The organism is Janthinobacterium sp. GW821-FHT03C10 (genome assembly GCF_059420865.1).
This window is the reverse complement of sequence record NZ_JBWKUN010000014.1, coordinates 1-22,158: the sequence shown is the minus strand read 5'-3', so window position 1 is coordinate 22,158 and position 22,158 is coordinate 1. Positions and strand designations below refer to the sequence as shown.

Genomic DNA, 22,158 nt, shown 5'->3' with positions numbered 1-22,158 from the left:
GTTATCGTCAGGCTTGTTATTCGCAGTAAGAGAAAAACCCGTCAAGCAATTGGCGGGTTTTTTTTCGTCTGGCGGTTTTGCGGGGTGCTGCGGGTGGTTGTCGGCTTACGCTGCGCTAAGCCGACCTACGCCGAGCTGCGCCGACGGACGGTCAGACCCTCGATAGCGCCAACGCCAAGGTGTCATCGCCAACTTACCCGGATGCGTGCTGCAGGTTCTATCTGCTCACGTCTTCCCAGTTCACGCCAAATTTCGTCAGATATTTTTTCAGCCTGTCGGCATCATTCGGCTTGGCTTTCGCATCACGCGATACGGCATACAGCTTGCGGCCCGCATCGGACATATTGTTCGACTGCCGGCAGACTTTGATCACGGCCTGCAGCTGCAGCGCATCAACAGGTCGAGTTGCGCGACCGCTTCCGCTCCCATGATGTCTGCTAGATCCACGTTGTCTGTCGACGGACCATCAGAATGCTGCCACAGGCGCTTCAGGCGTGCGACTTCATCGTCGACGACTTTGTCCGTGATGCGGCCTGCTTCCGACAAGGTGGCCAGGCGGGTGACAGCAGCGGACAAATCGCGGAAATTGCCACTCCAGCGGGCCGATGGCGAGCTGGCGAAGCGCAAGAAGCGCTCGCGTGCCTCCTTGTTGAAGCGCACTCTTTCGCCCGTCTCCGCACCGTACTGCGCCAGCAGGTAGTCGAGGTTCGGTTCGATGTCTTCCGGCCGCTGCGCCAGACCCGGTAATTCGTACGTCCACAGGTTGATGCGTGCATACAGGTCTTCGCGGAAGCGGCCGGCGGCCACTTCTTTTCCCAGATCGCGGTTGGTGCCGGCGATCAGCTGGAAGTCGCTTTGCACTTCCGTATCGGCGCCAACAGGAAAGAAGCGTTTTTCTTCGATGGCTTTCAGCAGCATCGCCTGTTCATCGAGTCCCAGCTCGCCGATTTCATCGAGAAACAGCAAGCCCTTGTTCGCGCTGCGCAGCAAGCCTGGCCGATCCGCGCCGGCGCCCGTGAATGCCCCCTTGATATGGCCGAACAAGGTAGAGGCTGCGCCATCGCCATGCAGGGTGGCGCAATTGAGGTCGATGAATTTTCCGTCGATCTGGTGACGCGATTTTTTCAGTTCATAGATGCGGCGCGCAAGAAAGGACTTGCCGGCACCGGTAGGTCCCATCAGCAGCATGGGTGCGCGCGACTTGATGGCGACGCGTTCGATTTCCTCGATCATGCTGTTGAACTTCGCATTGCGCGTGGCGATGCCGGACTTCAGGAAGGCCACGCCCTCGGCCTGCTCGCGCGTAAAGCGCTGGGCGATCTGGTCGTAGCGCGACAGATCGAGGTCGATCAGCGTGTAGTTGCCCGGATTGCCGGCGGCCTGCCGTTTTGGCGGCGACGTCTGCACGAGGCGGCCCGGGAAATAGCGGGCTTCCGTCATCAGGAACATGCAGATTTGCGCCACGTGGCTGCCAGTGGTGATGTGGATCCAGTACTCCTCCTTGTCCGGATCGAAGGCGTAGCTGTTGGCAAAATCGTAGAGCGCGCCGTACACGTCCTCAAAATCCCAGGCATCGCTGATGGGTAGTTCATGGGCGACCAGCCTTGTTTCAGGCGAGACGCTGGCGATGTCCTGCGATACCTGGCGCACCAGGCTGGCAAACTGCTCGCCGGCGTACAGCAGCTCAAAGCGGTCGATGATCTTGTCTTCGTGCTGGGTCAGGGCGACGCTGGGGCGCCACTTTTCCCAGCGCGCCGCTCCTCTGCCATTGTCGAGCTGTGTGCCGAGAAAACCGATGACGACGGTACGTTTTGCTTGCATAGTTGGGATAAATATTTATCTTAAAAGATAATTGTATTCCAAATCACCGTGGCAGGGATATTTTCAACGCACAGCTTACGTGAAAATATTATTTAATGAAATCAATGGTTTATGGAAATGTTTGAGGAAATATTGAAAGCTGGCACGGCGTTTGCAATAGAGGAGATACCAACGAGATAAACGTAGAGAGCAGAGAGGAACGAAAAATGGCCAACGCCCACTTATTCCAGAGCGCACAACAGACCGCGGCCTTGCCATCGGCACTGGCACGCAATGCCGAAGGCGCGCCGGCCTATGCGCTGACGCCCCGGCATCAGCTGGCGCAATACGCGGCCACCGGCTGCCTGAACACGACGTTCTATGCCAGCGCGGAAGCGCAGCTGGCGATGGTACTGGAACTGTGCAAGGCCGTCGAACCAGCCTTCATCGCGCAAACGGCCGTGTACTGCCGCGAGCGGGGCTATATGAAAGACATGCCGGCCTTGCTGGTGGCCGTGCTGGCGGGGCAGGGCGCTGCAGAATTGACGCAGGCCTTCCAGCGCGTGATTAACAACGGCAGGATGCTGCGCAACTTCGTGCAGATCATGCGTTCGGGCGCCGTGGGCCGCAAGTCGCTGGGATCGCGTCCGAAAAAGCTGGTGCAAGCCTGGTTGAACAACGCATCCGAGCAGGCCTTGCTGGCCGCTGCCGTGGGCAATGCGCCGTCGCTGGCCGACGTGGTGAAGATGGTGCACCCGAAACCGCAGGCAGCGTGGCGGGAGGCATTCTTTGCCTGGCTGATCGGCAAGGAATACCAACGCGATGCCTTGCCGCCGGCACTGGCCGCATTCGAGGCATACAAGGCCGATCCTGCGCAGCCGATACCGGCAGTGCCGTTCCAGATGCTGACGGCGCTGCCCCTGAACGCGGAAAGCTGGGCGCAGATCGCGCGCCAGGGCGGCTGGCAGATGGTGCGCATGAATCTGAATACCTTTGCCCGCCATGGCGTGTACGACATCGCCGGCATGCCGGAACTGATCGCCGCCAAGCTGCGCGATCCCGAGGCGATCGCCAGCTCGCGCGTGTTTCCCTACCAGCTGATGTCGGCGTACATGGCGGCCGGCGAGAACGTGCCGGCCGTCGTGCGCGATGCGCTGGAACAGGCGCTGGAAATATCGCTGGCGAACGTGCCGCGGATTGCCGGCAAGGTGGTGGTGTGTCCCGACGTTTCCGGCTCGATGGCCTCGCCCGTCAGCGGTTTTCGCGGCAGCGCCACCTCGAACGTGCGCTGCATCGACGTGGCTGCCCTGGTGGCGGCAGCCATGCTGCGCAAGAATCCGGACGCCGTGGTGCTGCCGTTCGAGCACAACGTGGTGCAGTGCGCACTTGGCGCCGATGACAGCGTGATGGCGAATGCGGCCAGGCTGGCGGCCATCGGCGGTGGCGGCACCAATTGCAGCGCGCCCCTGCTGCGCATGAATGGCAGGAAGGAGCTGGCCGACCTGGTGATCTATGTGTCCGATAACGAATCGTGGATCGACGCGAAGCGCAGGGGCGCCACGGCGACGATGGGACAGTGGAATGTCTTCAAGCAGCGTAATCCGCAGGCAAAGCTGGTATGCATCGATATTTCGCCGCACGCCACGACCCAGGCGATGGAGCGCGAGGATATCCTGAATATCGGCGGTTTTTCCGACGACGTATTCAGGATCATCGCCGCCTTTGCCGCGGGACAGCTGGACCCGGTCCACTGGGTGGGAGAAATCGCCGCCATCGATATCGCGGCACCAAGTTGTTGAAGTAAAGCGCATGAATGCGGACAAGACTACATAAGAGACGTCCTGTCCAGGCTTGTCATGCGCCGCAGTACCCCGAATGCCGACAGGATTACATCGATCAGCCGTGTCAAACCGGCCTGCCAGCCGCAGTGCGCCTGGCAGAAAATCCTGTCCCCCTTGTCGGGTTGTCGTACTGATGAATGCCGGTGGAACTACATCCAGAGCCGATGCGTCGGCAATGTTTCACCAATCCTTGTCATCACCCCCTATACAATAGAAGAAGAGCATAGCGATGAAAAACGAAGAATACGAAGTTCTGCATACCGAAGGCAGCCGTCCAGTGAAAATGTGGACGCGTGGCGTGCCTGTCGAAGAAGCGGCCAAAAAACAATTGCGCAACACGGCGACCCTGCCGTTCATCTACAAGCATATCGCCGTCATGCCCGATGTCCACCTGGGTAAAGGGTCGACCATCGGCAGCGTGATCCCTACCCTGGGTGCCGTGATTCCGGCGGCCGTGGGCGTGGATATCGGTTGCGGCATGATGGCGGCGAAAACCACGCTGACGGCGAATGATCTGCCTGATAACCTGGGGCCGCTGCGCAGCGCCATCGAGCGCGCCATTCCGCACGGGATGTCGCCGAAGACGCGCGGTCACCGCGGCCGCGACGAAGGTTCCTGGCATACGCCGCCCTCGGTGGTCGACGCCGCTTGGCTGCAGCTGAAGGATGAATTCGATGCGATCTGCCTGAAAACGCCCAAGCTGAAAAACACGAACAATTATCGTCACCTGGGAACTTTGGGTAGCGGTAATCACTTCGTCGAAGTCTGTCTCGATGAACAGGGCTCTGTATGGTTCATGCTGCATTCCGGTTCGCGCGGCGTGGGCAATGCCATCGGCACGCATTTCATCGAACTGGCCAAGCAGGATATGCGTACCCACTTCATCAACCTGCCCGACCAGGACCTGGCGTATCTGGCCGAAGGCACGCAGCATTACGACGATTACGTGGAAGCGGTGGGCTGGGCCCAGCGTTTCGCGCGCAACAACCGCGAAGTGATGATGCAAAACCTGATCACGGCCGTGCGCACCGTCATCCATAAACCGTTCCAGACGCACGTGGAAGCCGTCAACTGCCACCATAACTATGTGCAGAAGGAGCACCACTTCGGCAAGGACGTGCTGGTCACGCGCAAGGGCGCCGTCTCGGCCCGCGCCGGCGAGCTGGGGATCATTCCCGGTTCCATGGGCGCGAAGAGTTTTATCGTGCGCGGCAAGGGTAATGCGGACAGTTTCCATAGCTGCAGCCACGGTGCGGGACGCACGATGAGCCGCACGGAAGCGAAGCGGCGCTTCAACCTGGCCGACCAGATCCGCGCCACGCAAGGCGTGGAATGCCGCAAGGATGAGAACGTGATCGATGAAATTCCGATGGCCTACAAGGATATCGATGCGGTGATGCTGGCGCAGCGCGAGCTGGTTGACGTGGTGCATATCCTGAAGCAGGTCGTTTGCGTCAAAGGTTAACAGAGAGAAAGTAGAGATGATAGAAATTGATGGAGCGCAAGGTGAAGGCGGTGGACAGATTTTGCGCTCGGCGCTGAGCCTGTCGATGATTACGGGGCAGCCGTTCCGGCTGATTAACATTCGCGCGGGACGGGACAAGCCCGGCTTGCTGCGCCAGCATTTGCTGGCCGTGCAAGCGGCGGCGGCCATTTGCGGGGCGCGCACGACGCCGGTGGCGCTGCGCGCAGCCAGCCTGGAATTCGTGCCTGGCGCCATACGCGGCGGCGATTACCGCTTTGCCATCGGCAGTGCCGGCAGTTGCACCCTGGTACTGCAAACCCTGCTGCCGGCCCTGCTGCATGCGGATGGGCCGTCCACCGTGCGCATCAGCGGCGGCACGCACAATGCCATGGCGCCGCCCGTGCATTTCCTGCAGCGCGCGTATGGCCGCATCCTGGAACAGATGGGCGCCGAGGTAGAGATTACGCAGCAGCGCTATGGCTTTCATCCCGCGGGCGGCGGCGAAGTGATTGCCGCGGTGCAACCGTGCCAGCGCTTGCGGCCCATTTCACTGCTGCAGCGCGGCGAGCGGAAGACCGGGTATGCGGAAAGCGTGGTGGCCGGCGTGCATGTGAACGTGGCGCAGCGCGAGCTCGAGCGCGTCGCCGACGGCATGGGGTGGAGCGGCAAGCAGCTGCGCATCGTCGGCTTGCCGGCGGAGCAGGGCCCGGGCAACGTCTTGCTGCTGACATTGGAGCATGAACACGTCACGGAAGTATTTACGTCGTTCGGCGAAAAGTCCTTGCTGGCCGAATCCGTGGCCAAGCGCCTGTTGAACGAGGTGCGCGCTTATCTCAAGACGGACGCGGCCGTGGGCGAGCACCTGGCCGACCAGCTCTTGCTGCCCATGGCGCTGGCCGGTGGAGGTACTTTCAGCTGCAACAAGGTGTCGCAGCATGCGCTGACGAATGCGGAAGTGATTGCCAGATTTTTACCCGTGCGTATTACTTTCGAGCAGCAGGAGCGGGCCAGCATCTGCACGGTGGCCGCCGCCTGACGTACGCGGTGACACAAATACCTGTTGCAGCTGTTCCAAATTGATACATGGGCAGCCAGATGTGGGGCACGCAAGCATGGCATGGCATTTGCTCTTCTTTGGATATTCACTAAAAAAACCAAGGAGACCAGCATGACCTATTCCATCCGCACCCTGCTCGGCGTGGCCGCCGCCGGCGCCGTTGCCCTCACTTCCCTGCTGACCTTGCCGCAAGCTTATGCGCATGGCAATGTCACGCCGCAAGGTGTCGACACCACGGGTTTACCCAAGGTGGGCGACAAGTGGCTCGAACAAAACCCATATCGGGGCAACAAACTGGCCCTGACGGTGGGGACGTCCGCCTACAACCAGAATTGCGCCCGCTGCCACGGCATTGAAGCCATCTCCGGCGGCATCGCGCCGGACTTGCGCCAGCTGGACCGCGATTGCTTCGGTATCAAGAATGAGACAAAGAAACAGGCTTGCTACAAGGAAACGGACAATTATTTCCTGGCGACTATCCGCCACGGTAAAGTGCGTAATGGCGCCGTGTACATGCCGCCGTTCGAAGGCGTGTTCAACCAGGAAGCCATGTGGGCCATCAAGACCTATCTGGAAACCCGCCGCGAGTCCAATTAAGCCGAATTGATCACGAAGGAGTCCCATGCGTTCATTTCAACTCCGGGGCACGCGCGCAATGCTGTCGCTCGCTTGCCTGGCGCTGTGCGCCGCCGCGCCGGCGCGTGCCGACTGGCAGAAAGTGCAGCAGTCGGGCAGCCTGAAAGTGGCGGTGTACAACGAGTTCGCGCCGTTTTCCGACAAGGGCACGGGCATCGATATCGACATTGCCGAAGCGCTGGCGAAAAAGCTGGGCTTGAAACTGAGCTTGCTGCCATTTCCCGCCGGCGAAAACCTCAACGATGATTTGCGCAATATGGTGTGGAAGGGGCATTACCTCGGCTATGGCCCTGCCGACGTGATGCTGCACGTGCCGGTCGACAAGAAGTTGATGGCGGATAACGACAAGGTCGAGATCTTCGCGCCGTACTACGTGGAAACCGTGCGCTTGGCGCGCAGCGCGCAAGCCGTGCCGCAATTCGATGGTGTCGCCTCGCTGGCTGGCAAGCGCATCGGCGTGGAAAAGGTGTCGATCGCGGCCATGCTGATGCTCGGGGAAGACAATGGCAAGTACCGCGACGATGTGCGCATCTTCGATACCGCCGCCGAAGCCTTGCAGCAATTGCAAGCAGGCAAGCTCGACGCCGTGCTGGCCAACCGTTCGGAAATCGAGTCGGTGCTCAAAAGCGATCCCGCTTTCCCCTTGAGCGAAGTGGCGTTCGCCCGCTTGCCGCGTGCCGGCTGGGCCGTGGGTCTGGCCGTCAGCAAGCAACAGCTCGATGTAGCCAAGTTACTGCAGGCGGCCATGAACGAGATGGCGGCCAGCGGCGAATTGAAAGCCATCTTTGAGAAGTATGGCGTGAAGGAAGCGCGGCCGTAGCAGACTATGCTGAATGGTAAAAGCCCGCGCTTCGGAAGAGGCGCGGGCTTTTTCATGAGAACGCCTGAAAAATGTTCAGGGCAAGGCGCATTGCCGCAGGCAGTACGAATAGTACGGCCAGGCAATGCAACGCCGCCATGGACTTTTTCTCAGGTGTTCTTAAAAGGAGTATTGGGCGCTCACACCCAACAACCAGTTACGGCCCGGCGCCGCTTCATAGTAGCGCTTGTTGCTGTCGCCGACGATGACGGAGGCCACGTAGGTTTTGTCGAAAAGATTGTTCAGGCGGGCAAACTCTTTGAAGCGCCAATTCCCTACGTTTTGTTTGGCGTTGAAGCGGGCATTGAACACCGTGTAGCCGGGCGCCGGTTTTTCGCTGTTGCTGTCTTCCGCGTAGACCTGGTTGCTGGCCACGCTTTCCACTGCCGCGCCGAAACGGTCCAGCGTATCTTTCCAGGCCAGTTCCGCGAACAGGTTGGCACTGGGCACGCCCGGCAAGCGGCTGCCTTCGCGCACGCTGCCAAACGCCTGGTCATACACGGCGTGCAGGCTGGTCAGCGCCACTTTTGTCGTGAAACCATACGGCAGGCTGGAATCCAGCGATACTTCCATGCCCTGGCGCAAGGTCTTGCCTGCATTGCGGTAGCTGGTGCGCCCGCCGCTGGAACTGTCGACCACCAGTTCATCGTTGGTCTTGATCTGGAACACGGCTGCGTTCACGTGCGTGTTGTTGGCGATCCTGGCCTTGATACCCGCTTCCAGGTTGGTGCTGGTGGCCGGTTTCAGCTGGTAATTGAAGCCGCCGCCCGTGCCCGAGTAAAACAGTTCGTTCAGGGTGGGTGCTTCGAAACCGCGCGCGGCGCTGGCATACACGTTGACGTTGGGCGTCAGTTTATACAGCAGGCCCAGCACAGGCGTCGTGTGGCTGAATTCCAGGCTGCCGCTGTCGTCGCCATTGCCGAGGAAATGGTCGTTGACCGACACTTTCATCTTGCTGTAGCGCAAACCTGCGCTGAGCATCCATGGCCCGCTCTGCCATTCCGCCTGGATATACGGATCGAGGCTGGAAACGACATCCTGCTCGTCGCGGCGCAGCTTGCCCTTCACGCCAAATGTGTTGCCGATGTAATTTTCATAGCCGGTACGGTCATCGCTGGAGCGGCCGTAATCGATGCCGATGGTGGTGCTCAGCTTGCCGCCCGCCAACTGGCTGACGTGCAGCCAATTGGTGTCGATGCCATAGAACTGGCGCTGGAAGTCGACCACGCCGCCCGAATGGCTGGCCGGTGCCTGGAAACCCTTGGTGAATGCCTGGTACTGGATCACGTCGCGGTTGCCGCCGTAGGCCGTCACGTGCAGGCGGTCTTCGCCGAACGACTGCTCGTAGGTGGCGCCGATTTGCTGGTGGTCGATGCTCTTGCGCGTGTTGTAGCGCTCAGCCAGGGTGCGCTTCGGGTTTTGCGTATCGGTGGCGTCGATTTCGCCGGCACGCGGATCGCGCGCAAACGTGGCCCAGGTGGCGCCCAGCGGATCTTGCGTATTGCCTTGGTGCAGGCTGTTGGCGACGATGGTCAGCTTGCTGTCCGCATTCGGCTTGACCGTGATCTTGCCGAACGCCTGTTCGCGCGTGGCGGCACTGTGGTCGCGGAAGCCGTCCGTGCGGAAGCGCGAACCGTCGAGCACGTAGCCGATGCCGCCTGCCTGGCCCTGCGCCGACAGGTCCACCTTGCTGGTGCCGAAGCTGCCGCCCGTCACGTTCAGTTCGACGGACGGAGGATTTTGCCCATCCTTGGAAAACAACTGGATCACGCCGCCCGAATGGTTGCCGTAGATGGCAGAAAACGGCCCGCGCAGCACTTCGATGCGCTCGGCCGTATCGAGGTTGAAGGTGGCGGCCTGGCCTTGCCCGTCGGGCATGCTGGCGGGAATGCCATCGCTGATCAGCTTGACGCCGCGCACGCCGAAGGCCGAGCGGGCGCCGAAGCCGCGCGACGAGATCTGCAAGTCTTGCGCGTAGTTCTGGCGGTTTTGCACGACCAGGCCAGGCACGGCGGCCAGCGCTTCCGAGGCGTTGACGCGGATCTGGCCATCCTGGATGCGGGCGCTGTCGACGACGTCGATCGAGGCCGGCACTTCCTGGCTGGGATGGGCGATGCGGCTGCCGCTGACGACCACCGTCTCCATGAGTTGCCCGGCGGCCAAGTCAGCGGGCTCGGCTGCAAAGACGTGGGGGGCGAGGGTGGCGCTGCCGGCGACAAACAGGCTGGCGATGGTGTTCAGGCGGAAACGATGCTGCATGCGGATTCTCCAATGTGAATAAAAGCCTGCTTGAGCGCGTGCGCGGCACAGGTCTGCCTAGTTGTATCAAGCAATATGCCTGCCATGTCTCCATTGGTGGGCGGAAATTATACGCGTGTCAGTGGCACGGCGTTTGCATGCAGCAATTATCAGATGCGCCGCTACCGCGCGCTTTTCCTGTGTTTTGCCATTGAAAAGGTGATTATGCCCAACTTCTTCCCGCGCTTGCGCCAGATGTGCTGGCTGCTGCCTGCGCTCTTCAGCACGGCCCTCCAGGCCGCTCCCTTTGCTTATGTTCCCAATGAAAAATCGGGCACCTTGAGCGTGATCGACACGGCGACCGACCAGGTGGTGCGCCAGATCGCCGCAGGCAAGCGTCCGCGCGGCATCGCCGCCGATCCCACCGGACAGCAATTGTTTGTCACGGACGCGGCCAGCAGCGCCTTGCTGCTGATCGATAACGCGACCGGCACGGCCATGCGCACAGTCACGCTGGGCAAGTCGCCCGAAGGCGTCAGCGCTTCCCGGGACGGTCATTACGTGGCCGTGGCCGTCGAGGAAAACAATAGCGTGGCCTTGCTCGATGGCCACACTGGCGTCTTGCTCGCCGACATCAAGGTGCAGGGACGCAATCCGGAACATGCCGTGTTCAGCCCCGATGGGCGCTGGCTGCTGGTCAGCGCGGAAGAGGCCGAGCAAGTCGATGTCATCGACGTGGCGCAACGCCGCCAGGTGGCGTCCATCGCCGTGGGCTTGCGTCCGCGCGGCATCGGCTTCAGCCCCGATTCCGGCCGCGCCTACGTGGCGTGCGAACTGGTCAATGCCGTGTATGTGATCGACATGGCGGCGCGCCAGGCGATTGCCACCATTCCAGCCGGCAAGAATGCCAACGGCATCGTGGTCCATCCCGGCGGCAGGCAAGTGTATGTCTCGAACGGCACGGACGGCACGGTGATGGTGATCGATACGGCCAGCAAGCAGGTGACGGCCACCATTCCCGTTGGCAAGCGCCCGTGGAACATGGCCATCACGCCCGACGGGGCCAAGCTGTACGTGGCCAACGGCCGTTCGAACAGCATTTCCGTCATCGATACGGCCAGCGCGCGCAAGGTGGCCGATATCGCCGTGGGCGAATTGCCATGGGGCGTGGTGATTCGGTAGCGATACAGGAACAGGTGTTCCAGTCTGGTACACCTGTTCCATTGTGCAGCGGCGATGGCGTGCTACGGCAGCAATTGAACCCGCCGATATCGCCACCAGGCCCTTGCAACAGAGGTAAAACCCGCTAAGTTGGGTAGGGGGATGGCGAGCTGGCACGGCATTTGCGGAAGACTGCGTGTACTCACCCCATCTGTACCAGGACGTTTGATTTTAATTAAGTAACTCCATTCTAATTAACCCGATAGAGGACGACATGAATCTCGCAGACATCAGCAAACTGGGCGTAGCCAATCCCTTCAAACAACGCTATGACAATTACATCGGCGGCAAATTCGTTGCACCAGTAAAAGGTGAATACTTTCCCAACATTACGCCGATCACCGGCTTGCCGTTTTGCGAAATCGCCCGTTCCACGACGGAAGACGTCGAGCTGGCGCTGGATGCCGCGCATGCCGCCAAGGAGGCCTGGGGCAAGACTTCACCTGCCGAGCGCGCCAATATCCTGAACCGCATCGCCGACCGCATCGAACAGAACCTGAGCCTGATCGCCACGGCGGAAACCATCGACAACGGCAAGCCGATCCGTGAAACGATGAATGCCGACATTCCGCTGGCCATCGACCATTTCCGCTACTTCGCCGGCTGCATCCGCGCGCAGGAAGGTTCCGTCGCGCAAATCGACGCGGAAACCTATGCCTATCACTACCATGAGCCGCTGGGCGTCGTGGGCCAGATCATTCCGTGGAATTTCCCGATCCTGATGGCTGTCTGGAAACTAGCGCCAGCCCTGGCCGCCGGCAATTGCGTCGTCCTGAAACCGGCCGAGCAAACCCCCGCTTCCATCATGGTGTTGATCGAGCTGATCGGCGACTTGCTGCCACCGGGCGTGCTGAACATCATCAACGGTTTCGGCCTGGAAGCGGGCAAGCCGCTGGCGTCGAGCAAGCGCATCGCCAAGATCGCCTTCACGGGCGAAACGGGCACGGGCCGCCTGATCATGGGCTACGCGGCGCAAAACCTGATTCCCGTCACCCTGGAGCTGGGCGGCAAATCGCCGAACATCTTCTTTGAAGACGTGATGGATGCGGACGACGAGTATTTCGACAAGTGCCTGGAAGGCTTTGCGATGTTTGCGCTGAATCAAGGCGAAGTGTGCACCTGCCCATCGCGCGTGCTGATCCAGGAATCGATCTACGAGAAATTCATCGAACGGGCCTTGACGCGCGTGGCCGCCATCAAGCAGGGCAATCCGCTCGACTCGTCCACCATGATCGGTGCGCAGGCGTCGCAGGAGCAGCTGGAAAAAATCCTGTCCTACCTCGACATCGGCCGCCAGGAAGGCGCCGAAGTGCTGGCCGGCGGCGAGCGCAACACGCAGGCGGGCGACCTGGAAGGCGGCTACTACGTGCGTCCGACCGTGTTCAAGGGCAACAACAAGATGCGCATCTTCCAGGAAGAAATTTTCGGACCGGTCGTCTCCGTGACCACCTTCAAGGACGAGGCCGACGCGCTGGCGATTGCCAACGACACCCTGTACGGCCTGGGCGCCGGCCTGTGGACGCGCGACGGTTCGCGCGCCTTCCGCATGGGACGCGCCATCCAGGCGGGCCGCGTGTGGACCAATTGCTACCACCTGTACCCGGCCCACGCCGCGTTCGGCGGCTACAAGCAATCGGGCATCGGCCGCGAAAACCACAAGATGATGCTCGACCACTACCAGCAAACGAAGAACTTGCTGGTGAGCTATAGCCCGAAAGCGCTGGGCTTCTTCTAAACCGGCAACAGGCGCCGCGCCTGTTCAACCAGGCGCGGCGCGCAGAAAGGGATGCCATGAGTGCAGCAATTGCCAGGGTGGTCGCCACCGATGCGGCGCTGGAAATGATGGACAAGTTGCGCCAGCGTCACGGCCCGCTGATGTTTTTCCAGTCCGGCGGCTGCTGCGACGGCAGTGCGCCCATGTGCTATGCGCTGGGCGAGTTCGATGTCAGCGACACCGACATTTATCTCGGCAATTTGAATGGCACACCGTTCTACATGGGACTCGAGCAATTCGAGTACTGGGAGCATACCCAGTTGATTATCGATGTGGTCGATGGCAATGGCGGCATGTTTTCACTCGACAACGGTACGGGCAAGCGCTTCTTGACGCGCTCACGCCTGTTCACCGATGAAGAGTGCGCCTTGTTGCATGCCCAGCCGCATGAATACCGCAAGACTTGATACACACACATACTAATAAAACAGAGGGAGATGATTGTGCAGAAAAAAATCATGGGGATACTCATCGGTTTGGGTTTGGCATCGCTGGTCCAGGCGGCCGACGTGGGCAATGTCACCACCGCCATGCTCGACAGCACGGCGAAGAATCCGTCCAGCGTGCTGTCGTTCGGCATGGGCACGCAAGGGCAGCGCTATTCGCCATTGACGCAAATCAATGACAAGACCGTGGCCAGGCTGGTGCCGGCCTGGTCGTTCTCGTTCGGCGGCGAAAAACAGCGGGGCCAGGAATCGCAGCCACTGATTCATAACGGCAAGATGTTCGTCACGGCATCGTATTCGCGTATCTTTGCCGTTGACTTGAAAACGGGCGCCAAGCTGTGGAAGTATGAGCATCGCTTGCCGGACGGCATCATGCCCTGCTGCGACGTGGTCAACCGCGGTGCCGCCCTGTACGGCAACCTGGTGATCTTCGGCACGCTGGACGCCTACCTGGTGGCGCTGGACCAGAACACGGGCAAGATCGTCTGGAAGGAGAAAGTTGACGATTATGCGGCCGGCTACTCGATGACGGCGGCGCCGCTGATCGCCGAAGGCTTGCTGCTGACGGGCGTGTCGGGCGGGGAATTCGGCATCGTCGGCCGGGTCGAGGCGCGCAATCCGATGACGGGCGACCTCGTGTGGAGCCGTCCCACGGTGGAAGGCCATATGGGCCACCGTTACGACAAGGATGGCAAGGCCATCGATAACGGTGTGTCCGGCACCGTGAACAAGACCTGGCCAGGCGACCTGTGGAAAACGGGCGGCGCCTCGACGTGGATGGGCGGCACCTACGATCCGCAAACCAAGCTGGCGTACTTTGGCACCGGCAACCCGGCGCCATGGAACAGCCATCTGCGTCCCGGCGACAACCTGTACTCGTCGTCCACCGTGGCGCTCGACGTGAAAACGGGACAGATCAAATGGGCGTATCAGAATACGCCGAACGACGCCTGGGATTTCGACGGTGCCAACGAGTTCGTCACCTTCGATATGGATGGCAAGCGCTACGGCGGCAAGGCCGACCGCAACGGCTTCTTCTACGTCATCGATGCGGCCAATGGCAAGCTGCAGAACGCCTTTCCGTTCGTCAAGAAAATCACCTGGGCCAGCAGCATCGACCTGAAGACGGGCCGGCCGAACTTCATTCCCGCCGGCCGCCCTGGCGACCCGACCAAGGGAGAAGAAGGCAAGAAGGGCACGACCGTGTTTGCCGCGCCCGCTTTCCTCGGGGCAAAAAACCAGATGCCGATGGCCTACTCGCCGCAAACCAAGCTGTTCTACGTGCCGGCGAATGAATGGGGCATGGATATCTGGAACGAGCCGATCAGCTACAAGAAGGGCGGCGCCTTCCTCGGTGCCGGTTTCACCATCAAGCCTCTGTTTGACGACTACATCGGCGCCATGCGCGCCGTCGATCCGAAGACGGGCAAGATCGTCTGGGAAATCAAGAACAACGCGCCGCTGTGGGGCGGGGTGATGAGTACGGCAGGCAACCTGGTGTTCTACGGCACGCCGGAAGGCTTCCTGAAAGCCGTCGACGCGAAGACGGGCAAGGAGCTGTGGAAATTCCAGACGGGCTCCGGCGTCGTGGCGCCGCCCGTCACCTGGCAGGATGGCGACACGCAATACGTGGCCGTCGTTTCCGGCTGGGGCGGCGCCGTGCCGCTGTGGGGCGGCGAAGTGGCGAAGAAGGTCAACTTCCTGGAACAAGGCGGTTCCGTGTGGGTCTTCAAGCTGGCGTCGAAGTAACGGGGCGAAGCGCCCGGGCCACTCGGATGGGCGTCTCCCTGTCCGCCGGGCGTTTTCTTTTTGCTGACGGCCCAGGCCGTCAGTTTTTTGTTTACGCCGGCGCTCGATCAATGTGCCGGCGGTCAAAAAAGGAACAACGCCAGCGGCCATTGATCCGCCGCTGCACACCTTATATGCGCTTTTTCTCTTTTTCCCTGTGAACCGTGCTGGGCATGCTTATTGCCAAAGCTTGAGGTACATCAATCATTGGTGTGCACACTAAAAACAGAGAAGAAAGAGGAGAAGCAATGAACACATTGATCAAGCTGGGGAGCGTGGGTGTCATGACAATCGCAGCGCTAGGGCAGGCGCAAGCCGTCGATATCAAGGCTGGCGACTGGACCGTGTCGGTGGGCGGCATCGTCAACGCCTATTACACGCAAGTATCGTGTTCGGGCGATGCGGTGGGCGGGCTGGCGCTGGGCGGCCAGGCGCTCGGCTGCGGCGGAGAGAAGGACCGCACGACCATCGGCAACGGCTTGTTGCCGAACGGCTTGATCACCTCGGCAAGCTCGCGCCTGGGCGAGTACGACGTGAAAGCCTTGATCGGCATCTACAACTCGACGGCCACGGACAGTGCCATCAGCCAGAACAGCGTGGTCGATGTGCGCCAGGCCTTTTTTACGTTTGGCAATGAGCAGATGGGCACTTTCAAGCTGGGCCGCGACTACGGCATCTTCGGCGCGAATGCGATTTTGTCCGACATGACCTTGCTGGGCTCGGGCGCGCCCGTACAGGCCACGCAGCGGGGCCGCGTGACCCTGGGCCATATCGGCGCCGGCTATACCTATCTGGGCAACTATGGCCAGATCATGTACAGCACACCGAAGTCGGGCGGCTTTGGCGCCGACGTGGCGCTGGTCAGCCCCGTGTCGGACACGCCCATCGTGGCAGGCTCGACCTATTCCTCGAAGTCCAGTCCGCAAGTGCAGGCGCAACTGACGTATGTACAGGAAGGCTTGAAAGCCTGGCTGGGCGTGAAGTCGCAAAAATTCACGTCGAAAACACCTGGCGTCGACGACCTGACCATGCGCGGCGTGGAAGTGGGCGGCTCCTACCAGATGGGACCGGCTGGCGTGCTGCTCAACTTCCAGGGCGGCAAGGGATTGGGCATTCTCTCCGATGCGGACCAGGGCGATACCAAGTCAAAGAACTGGCTGCTGCAAGGCACGTATAAAACGACGGACAAGCTGAAGCTGGGCTTGTCCTACGGCATCAGCAAGAACGACGACAACACGGCCGGCACGGGCGGTTTGAAGTCGAACGCCAACCTGACCCTCGGTGCGTACTACTCGCTCAACAGCGCGATCACCCTGGTAGGCGAGCTGGGCCAGACGCGCTCGAAAGGCTTTACGGGCGGCGAAGCGAAGATGAATGGCGTGTCCCTGGGCGGCATCATTTTCTTCTAACCAATGTATGCGGCGCCGGAAGCTGCGGCGCCGCACGGAGCACAGTGCATGCGGATAATGCGGTTGTTCATCGGATGCTGGCTATTCCTGTTTATCCTGGGACAGGCGTGGGCCGGCGTGCTCACCAAGGCCGAGCTGGCGCGGCGCTTCCCCGCGCCACTCGTCGTCGGCGAGAAGGAAGCCGAGCTGCCCGTCTGGCCCCTGTTCAAGCAAAACGCCACGGCCACTGAGCTGGTCGGTTATGTGTTTGAGTCGGTGGACCTGGCGCCGATTCCCGGCTTTTCCGGCGTTCCCGTCAACCTGTTGATCGCCATCAATCCGCAGGGCAGTTTTCTGGACGTGGCCGTGCTGTCGCAGCACGAACCCGTGTTTCTCGATGGCCTAGGTGAAGCGCCATTGTTTCAGTTCGTCAAACAGTACCAGGGCTTGTCGCTCAAGCAAAATATCGCCATCGATGCCAGAAAGAAACGCGCCGCCGATGCCACGCACGCCGATATCGACGGCGTGTCGAAGGCGACGGCCTCCGTGCGCATCATCAACCAGAGCGTGCTGGCGTCCGCCTTGAAAGTGTCGCGCAAGAAGCTCGGATTCGCGCAAGGCCGCGACCCGGACCAGATCGCCCGCATCCGCATGGAGGTATTCGAGAAACTCAGCGTGGCGCAGATGCTGGCGCAAGGCTTGATCCAGCATGTGCGCCTGAGCAACAAGGACATCGAAACCCTGTTTGCGGGCAGCAATGGTGCTGGACTCGATGCCGAGGCGCAGCGCGAGCCGGACGGCGTGTTCATCGACCTGTATCTGGCCTATGTCTCCGTGCCCACGGTGGGACGCAACTTGTTGACGGAACGCAGCTGGAACAAGCTGCGCAACCGGCTGGACGAGGGCGACCACGCCATCCTCGTCATGTCGCGCGGGCGCTACAGCGTGCTGGGCGACGATTTCGTGCGCGGCACCGTGCCGGACAGGCTGTTGCTCAAGCAGGATGGCTTGCCCATCGACATGCGCGACCTAGACCTGGAATTGAGCTTGTCGGAGGCGGGACCGTTGCCGACGGACAATATCGCCGTATTGCGCGTCATCAGCCAGGCGGGGCTCGATGCGGCCAGCCCGCTGGCGTTCACCATGCCGATTACGCGCAGCAAGGGTATCGTGTATCCCGAACGTATCGCGCGCAACGTGGATTTCAGCTACCGCCTGCCGGCCGGGTTCTATACGGCGCCGCAAGGCGACGATGCCGGCTGGCGCGGTACGTGGAAGGGGCGCAAGACTGAACTGTTGATCTTGCTGGCCGGGCTGGCGCTGCTGGCCGGCGCACTGGCATGGCAGAAACGCCTGGTGCGCGATGGACGGCAATTCGTGTGGTTCCGCCGTCTGTTCCTGTTGTTTACCATCGCCTTCATCGGTTATTACGCCCAGGGGCAGTTATCGATCGTCAATATCACGGGCGTCATCCAGGCACTGCTGGCGGGGCGCAGCCTGGGTTTTTTCCTGTTCGACCCGATGACGGTGATCCTGTGGGCGTTCGTATTGCTCACTTTGTTCATCTGGGGGCGTGGCACGTTTTGCGGCTGGCTGTGTCCGTTTGGCGCCCTGCAGGAATTCACTGGCAAGCTGGGGCAGTGGCTGCGCTTGCCGCAGTGGAAGATCAAGCCGCGTCTGGACGGTCGCTTGAAGTGGATCAAGTATGGCTTGCTGGCGGCCATACTCGGCAGCAGCATGTTTTCCAGCCAGATCACGGACAAGCTGGTGGAGCTGGAACCGTTCAAGACGGCCATTACCCTGAACTTCGTGCGCGCCTGGCCCTTCGTCGCATATGCCGTGGGCTTGCTGTTGCTCAGTAGTATTTCCTATAAATTCTTTTGCCGCTACCTGTGCCCGTTTGGCGCGGCGCTGGCGCTGCTGGGGCGCTTTCGCCTGTTCAACTGGATTCCCCGCCGCAAGGAATGCGGCACGCCGTGCCAGACTTGCCGCCATCGTTGCGAGCACCAGGCCATCGCGCTGAGCGGAAAAGTCGATTACGGCGAGTGTTTCCAGTGCATGGATTGCGTGGTGATCTATGCCAGCGATGAAAAATGCGCGCCCTTGATGCTGGAAATCAAGCGTGCCCGCACCATTCCCATTGTCCGGGCCACGGCAAAGGAGAGCAGCAATGCAGCGTAGAACCTTTATTTCCGCTGCCATTGGCAGCGTGACCGGCTTCGCGGGCATGATCATGCCTGGCAGCATGGCGCGCGGCACGGCCACGGCCTCCGGCGTGCGCCCTTATCAAGGTGCCGCCCTGGCGTTTGGCACGACAATCGCCGTCACCGTGTTGCATCACGATCAGCGCCAGGCCGAGCTGGCCATTGAGGACGCTTTGCATGCGGCCAGGAATATCGACCACCTGATGAGCATTTACAATCCTGCCAGCCAAGTCTTTCAGTTGAACCGTGACGGCCGCCTGGCCCGGCCGAATGCCCATCTGCTGACGGTGCTGGCGCAGGCGCAAGCCTTGTCGCAATGGAGCGACGGGGCGTTTGATATCACCGTGCAACCTTTATGGCAGCTGTTTCGCGCGGCGGCAGACCAGGCAAGTTTACCGGCGGAAGCATTGCTCCACGCGGCGCGGGCGCGGGTAGGCTGGCGGCAACTGGCGTGGGATCGCCGGGAAGTGCGTTTTCTTCAGCCCGGCATGGCGCTGACCTTGAATGGCCTGGCGCAAGGTTACGCGGCCGACATGGCGCTGGCGGCCGTGCAGGCACGCGGCGTGCGGCACGCGCTGCTCGACACGGGCGAGTTCGTCGCGCGCGGGCAGCGTGCCGTGCGGCGCCCGTGGACTTTGGGCATCCAGGACCCGCGCGACGCGGAAATTCTGGCGGCCACCTTGAAAGTGGAGGGGCGCAGCGTGGCCACGTCGGGCGATTACGAATGCACGTTCACGCCCGACTTCGTGCATCACCATATCTTCGATCCTGCGAAGGGCGATTCGCCGCGTGAACTGGCCAGCGTGACCGTGCTGGCGCCCACGGGTTTGCTGGCCGATGGCTTGTCGACAACCTTCATGGTAACGGGGGCCGCGCGCGCGCATGCGATGGCCGCGCACATGCAGGGCGTCGATCTGATGACCATCGACAAGCAGGGCCGGCGCAAGATGTCGCCGGGCTTTCCCCGTCTACTCTAGGCTATTTCAGGTGCGGCACCTTGCGATAGATCGTGTTGCGCGACACGCCCAGAGCCCGCGCCGTGGCCGAGACGTTACCGCCGTGGGCGTCCAGCGACTTGAGGATCACGCTTTGCTCCATCTCTTCCAAATTGGCGCCGGCCGCGATCATGCGGTCCGTGCTGGCGCTGGCGGCAGTCGCTTGCGTCATCTCAATATCGTCGAGGAAATCATCGGGCATGTGGCGCAAACAGATTTCATGCTCGTCGCCGGCCATGACGATGGCCGTGCGCAACAGGTTCGTCAACTGGCGGAAGTTGCCTGGCCACTTATGCTGGTGGAACAGGCGCAGGATGTCCGGCGCCACCGTGTAGCGCGTGTCGGGCGCTTCCGTCGCGAGGATTTTCTTCACGACCGTGTCGAGGTCCGTGCGCTCGCGCAGGGGCGGCAGTTTCACCACCAGGCCGTTGAGGCGGTAATACAAGTCTTCGCGGAACAGTCCCTTGGCCATGCGTTCGCGCAAGTTGTGATTCGTGGCGCAAATGAGTTCCACATTCACCGTGATCGATTTGCTGCTGCCCAGCGGCGTGACCATGCGTTCCTGCAGCACGCGCAACAGCCGCGCCTGCAAGCCGAAGGGCATGTCGCCGATTTCGTCGAGAAACAGGGTGCCGCCATTGGCTTGCAGGATCTTGCCGATGGCCCCTTTCTTGCGTGCGCCCGTGAATGCTCCGTCTTCATAGCCGAACAGTTCCGATTCGATCAGGGTTTCCGGGATCGACGCGCAATTGACAGCAATAAATGGTCCCATGGCCCGTGGCGAGTCGTTGTGGATGGCTTGCGCCAGCAATTCCTTGCCGGTGCCTGTCTCTCCCATGACGAGGATGGGAATATCGCGCCCCAATACCTTGTTGACCTTTTCGATCACCAGTTCCAGTTGCGGATCGCCCGTACGCAGGTAGCGCAGGCCGGACAGGCGGCGCGCCGCATTGGCCGCATGGCTGGCCGGGGCGGGAACCTGGGCCGGCACGGCGTTGATGTCGCTGTGATCGGTGCTGGTGGTAAAGCCGTGCTGGAAGACGCTATTGGACAGGCGCAACTGCGCGCGCCCGTACACGCGTACGCCGCTGTGCATGCACAGGTTCAGCAAACCGGGTGAGGCCGTGCGGTAATGGTCGTACAGGGCGGAAACGGGCAAGCCGAACAGGGAGCTGAAGGTGTGCGATTGCAGCGCAGCAAATGACAGGCCCAGCTGGAACAAGCCATTCTTGTTGGCCGATAAGAACCGCCCACCCGGCGTGAACGAGGCGATGCCTTCCATCAAGGTGCCGATGAATTCGGGGCGCGCGTGGAAGTGCACGGTGATGGCGTCTTCAAAGGTGGCGGAAAAGAGCTGATTTTCGATCATCAGTGCCGACATGCGCACGAGGGCCATCGTATGCTTGTGAAAACTGCGCTGGTCGCTGGACACGTCCAGTACGCCGATGACATTGCCCCGATGGTCGGTGATCGGTGCCGCGGAGCATGTCAGGAAATGATTGGCGGCCAGGTAGTGCTGGTCCGCATGGACCAACGTCGGTACTTTTTCCGTGATGGCCGTGCCGATGGCATTCGTGCCCCGGCTTTGTTCCGACCATGCCACGCCCGGCTGCAAGGCGACGCGGTTGGCTTTCTCCAGGAAATCATCGTCGCCCAGCGAATGCACGATCACGCCATTGGCATCCGTCAGTATCACCATATTGTGGGTGTTGACGATTTGCTGGTACAGCGTTTCCATGGCCGGCAGCGCATGCGTGTGCAGCATGCGGTTTTGCTCGATCAGCAAGGACAGATCGGATTTGCCGGCTGGCGTAAAGTCGGGCGTGGCCGTGGGCGACAGGCCAAATGCGACGGAACGCTGATGGGACGTTTCGATGATGACGGGGACATTGTCCTGTCCTGCCGGCAAAGAGTTCGCGTCCGCGATGGACGAAAACGGTGCGCTACGGTAAGTAGCTGAGGGTTGATACATGATCTCGTTGCCTCCGTTGGGCCCTGTACTGCGGCGCTCTTTTGAATATCGAGAGTGTTCCATAATGTAGCACCTGTCACAGATGGGAGCAAAGCAAAGCGAGCCGGGCTGTCCCCAGTGTTGCTGCCAGGCTCAGAGTTGCTACCATCAGGGGCAGTGCATGGGGCTGTATAAGCAAGTGCGGTGCCAGGGCCGTTTCACGGCGCGGGAAAATAGCGCTTGCAGGCCGCACGGGCCAGGGCTATAATTCGCCCCCTCGCTGAACGACGCATGCAAATGCCGAGTGAGACGAGAGAAAAGAAGGAGTTGACGGATGTGGTGAAATGCTTCATACTCTTCCTTCTTCGCAGCTGACAAACACAACGCTTTGTCGATAGCGCGAAAGTAGCAAATAAGCAGTACCGAATACCGTTCTTTAACAATTAACAGTCGATAAGTGTGGGCATTTGATGTAGTGCAGCAGTGATCTTCGGA

The 22,158-nt window shown here is 60.9% G+C and carries 14 protein-coding genes and 1 pseudogene; 12 read left to right on the top strand and 3 right to left on the bottom strand.

Annotation, left to right across the window (positions count from 1 at the left end; translation table 11 throughout):
• Nucleotides 1-217 precede the first annotated feature (217 nt).
• Nucleotides 218-1,821 (bottom strand): annotated as a pseudogene (gene rtcR / locus AC07VH_RS29075) (RNA repair transcriptional activator RtcR).
• A 206-nt stretch (nt 1,822-2,027) separates the two neighbouring features.
• Between rtcR and AC07VH_RS29070 the strand changes: the two are divergent.
• The 5 genes from AC07VH_RS29070 to AC07VH_RS29050 all read left to right on the top strand — a co-directional run bounded on the left by AC07VH_RS29070 (nt 2,028) and on the right by AC07VH_RS29050 (nt 7,619).
• Nucleotides 2,028-3,599: an RNA-binding protein gene (locus tag AC07VH_RS29070; protein ID WP_494789592.1), complete on the top strand. Its 1,572-nt coding sequence runs from the start codon at nt 2,028-2,030 to the stop codon at nt 3,597-3,599.
• A gap of 271 nt (nt 3,600-3,870) precedes the next feature.
• Complete coding sequence (locus AC07VH_RS29065) at nt 3,871-5,106, top strand: RtcB family protein (RefSeq protein ID WP_475415104.1); 1,236 nt, start codon at nt 3,871-3,873, stop codon at nt 5,104-5,106.
• Between the two features lie 16 nt (nt 5,107-5,122).
• Nucleotides 5,123-6,142 carry an RNA 3'-terminal phosphate cyclase gene (rtcA, locus tag AC07VH_RS29060; protein WP_493048042.1) on the top strand — a complete coding sequence of 340 codons (1,020 nt, stop codon included), beginning with the start codon at nt 5,123-5,125 and terminating at the stop codon, nt 6,140-6,142.
• A 132-nt stretch (nt 6,143-6,274) separates the two neighbouring features.
• Nucleotides 6,275-6,760, top strand: coding sequence for a cytochrome c-550 PedF (pedF, locus tag AC07VH_RS29055; protein WP_076573049.1), 486 nt, complete (start codon nt 6,275-6,277; stop codon nt 6,758-6,760).
• Between the two features lie 25 nt (nt 6,761-6,785).
• The gene (locus AC07VH_RS29050) at nt 6,786-7,619 is read left to right on the top strand and encodes a substrate-binding periplasmic protein (protein WP_494789593.1); all 834 of its coding nucleotides are present in this window, start codon (nt 6,786-6,788) and stop codon (nt 7,617-7,619) included.
• 159 nt (nt 7,620-7,778) lie between these two features.
• On the opposite strand, the gene AC07VH_RS29045 is transcribed toward AC07VH_RS29050, so the two are convergent.
• Nucleotides 7,779-9,917: a TonB-dependent receptor family protein gene (locus tag AC07VH_RS29045; RefSeq protein WP_494789594.1), complete on the bottom strand. Its 2,139-nt coding sequence runs from the start codon at nt 9,915-9,917 to the stop codon at nt 7,779-7,781.
• A gap of 204 nt (nt 9,918-10,121) precedes the next feature.
• Here AC07VH_RS29045 and AC07VH_RS29040 point away from each other — a divergent pair, with 204 nt between their 5' ends.
• From AC07VH_RS29040 to AC07VH_RS29010, 7 genes are all read left to right on the top strand, one after another.
• On the top strand, nt 10,122-11,078 hold the full coding sequence (locus tag AC07VH_RS29040; protein ID WP_494789595.1) for a beta-propeller fold lactonase family protein: 957 nt from the start codon (nt 10,122-10,124) through the stop codon (nt 11,076-11,078).
• Nucleotides 11,079-11,331: 253 nt separating this feature from the next.
• Nucleotides 11,332-12,852 carry an aldehyde dehydrogenase gene (gene adh, locus AC07VH_RS29035; protein WP_494789596.1) on the top strand — a complete coding sequence of 507 codons (1,521 nt, stop codon included), beginning with the start codon at nt 11,332-11,334 and terminating at the stop codon, nt 12,850-12,852.
• Between the two features lie 56 nt (nt 12,853-12,908).
• Nucleotides 12,909-13,298 carry a DUF779 domain-containing protein gene (locus AC07VH_RS29030; protein ID WP_494789597.1) on the top strand — a complete coding sequence of 130 codons (390 nt, stop codon included), beginning with the start codon at nt 12,909-12,911 and terminating at the stop codon, nt 13,296-13,298.
• 51 nt (nt 13,299-13,349) lie between these two features.
• Nucleotides 13,350-15,086: a PQQ-dependent methanol/ethanol family dehydrogenase gene (locus AC07VH_RS29025; protein ID WP_489630892.1), complete on the top strand. Its 1,737-nt coding sequence runs from the start codon at nt 13,350-13,352 to the stop codon at nt 15,084-15,086.
• Nucleotides 15,087-15,373: 287 nt separating this feature from the next.
• Nucleotides 15,374-16,534 carry a porin gene (locus tag AC07VH_RS29020; protein ID WP_494789598.1) on the top strand — a complete coding sequence of 387 codons (1,161 nt, stop codon included), beginning with the start codon at nt 15,374-15,376 and terminating at the stop codon, nt 16,532-16,534.
• Between the two features lie 57 nt (nt 16,535-16,591).
• Nucleotides 16,592-18,694: a 4Fe-4S binding protein gene (locus tag AC07VH_RS29015; protein ID WP_494789599.1), complete on the top strand. Its 2,103-nt coding sequence runs from the start codon at nt 16,592-16,594 to the stop codon at nt 18,692-18,694.
• Nucleotides 18,684-19,694, top strand: a complete 1,011-nt coding sequence (locus AC07VH_RS29010; protein WP_494789600.1) for an FAD:protein FMN transferase — start codon at nt 18,684-18,686, stop codon at nt 19,692-19,694. Before AC07VH_RS29015 ends, AC07VH_RS29010 begins: the two co-directional genes overlap by 11 nt.
• A gap of 1 nt (nt 19,695) precedes the next feature.
• Here the strand turns inward: AC07VH_RS29010 and AC07VH_RS29005 are convergent, their stop codons facing one another.
• Entirely contained in the window at nt 19,696-21,684 is a 1,989-nt protein-coding gene (locus AC07VH_RS29005) for a sigma-54-dependent Fis family transcriptional regulator (RefSeq protein ID WP_489628790.1), read from the bottom strand.
• Nucleotides 21,685-22,158: the final 474 nt, after the last annotated feature.

Excerpts from the sequence above, each read along its gene's own strand:
- AC07VH_RS29010 (WP_494789600.1), top strand. The coding sequence starts at position 18,684 with ATGCAGCGTAGAACCTTTATTTCCGCTGCCATTGGCAGCGTGACCGGC.
- rtcA (WP_493048042.1), top strand. The coding sequence starts at position 5,123 with ATGATAGAAATTGATGGAGCGCAAGGTGAAGGCGGTGGACAGATTTTG.
- AC07VH_RS29020 (WP_494789598.1), top strand. The coding sequence starts at position 15,374 with ATGAACACATTGATCAAGCTGGGGAGCGTGGGTGTCATGACAATCGCA.
- AC07VH_RS29065 (WP_475415104.1), top strand. The coding sequence starts at position 3,871 with ATGAAAAACGAAGAATACGAAGTTCTGCATACCGAAGGCAGCCGTCCA.
- AC07VH_RS29070 (WP_494789592.1), top strand. The coding sequence starts at position 2,028 with ATGGCCAACGCCCACTTATTCCAGAGCGCACAACAGACCGCGGCCTTG.
- pedF (WP_076573049.1), top strand. The coding sequence starts at position 6,275 with ATGACCTATTCCATCCGCACCCTGCTCGGCGTGGCCGCCGCCGGCGCC.
- AC07VH_RS29030 (WP_494789597.1), top strand. The coding sequence starts at position 12,909 with ATGAGTGCAGCAATTGCCAGGGTGGTCGCCACCGATGCGGCGCTGGAA.
- AC07VH_RS29005 (WP_489628790.1), bottom strand. The coding sequence starts at position 21,684 with ATGTATCAACCCTCAGCTACTTACCGTAGCGCACCGTTTTCGTCCATC.
- adh (WP_494789596.1), top strand. The coding sequence starts at position 11,332 with ATGAATCTCGCAGACATCAGCAAACTGGGCGTAGCCAATCCCTTCAAA.
- AC07VH_RS29015 (WP_494789599.1), top strand. The coding sequence starts at position 16,592 with ATGCGGTTGTTCATCGGATGCTGGCTATTCCTGTTTATCCTGGGACAG.
- AC07VH_RS29025 (WP_489630892.1), top strand. The coding sequence starts at position 13,350 with ATGGGGATACTCATCGGTTTGGGTTTGGCATCGCTGGTCCAGGCGGCC.
- AC07VH_RS29045 (WP_494789594.1), bottom strand. The coding sequence starts at position 9,917 with ATGCAGCATCGTTTCCGCCTGAACACCATCGCCAGCCTGTTTGTCGCC.
- AC07VH_RS29050 (WP_494789593.1), top strand. The coding sequence starts at position 6,786 with ATGCGTTCATTTCAACTCCGGGGCACGCGCGCAATGCTGTCGCTCGCT.
- AC07VH_RS29040 (WP_494789595.1), top strand. The coding sequence starts at position 10,122 with ATGCCCAACTTCTTCCCGCGCTTGCGCCAGATGTGCTGGCTGCTGCCT.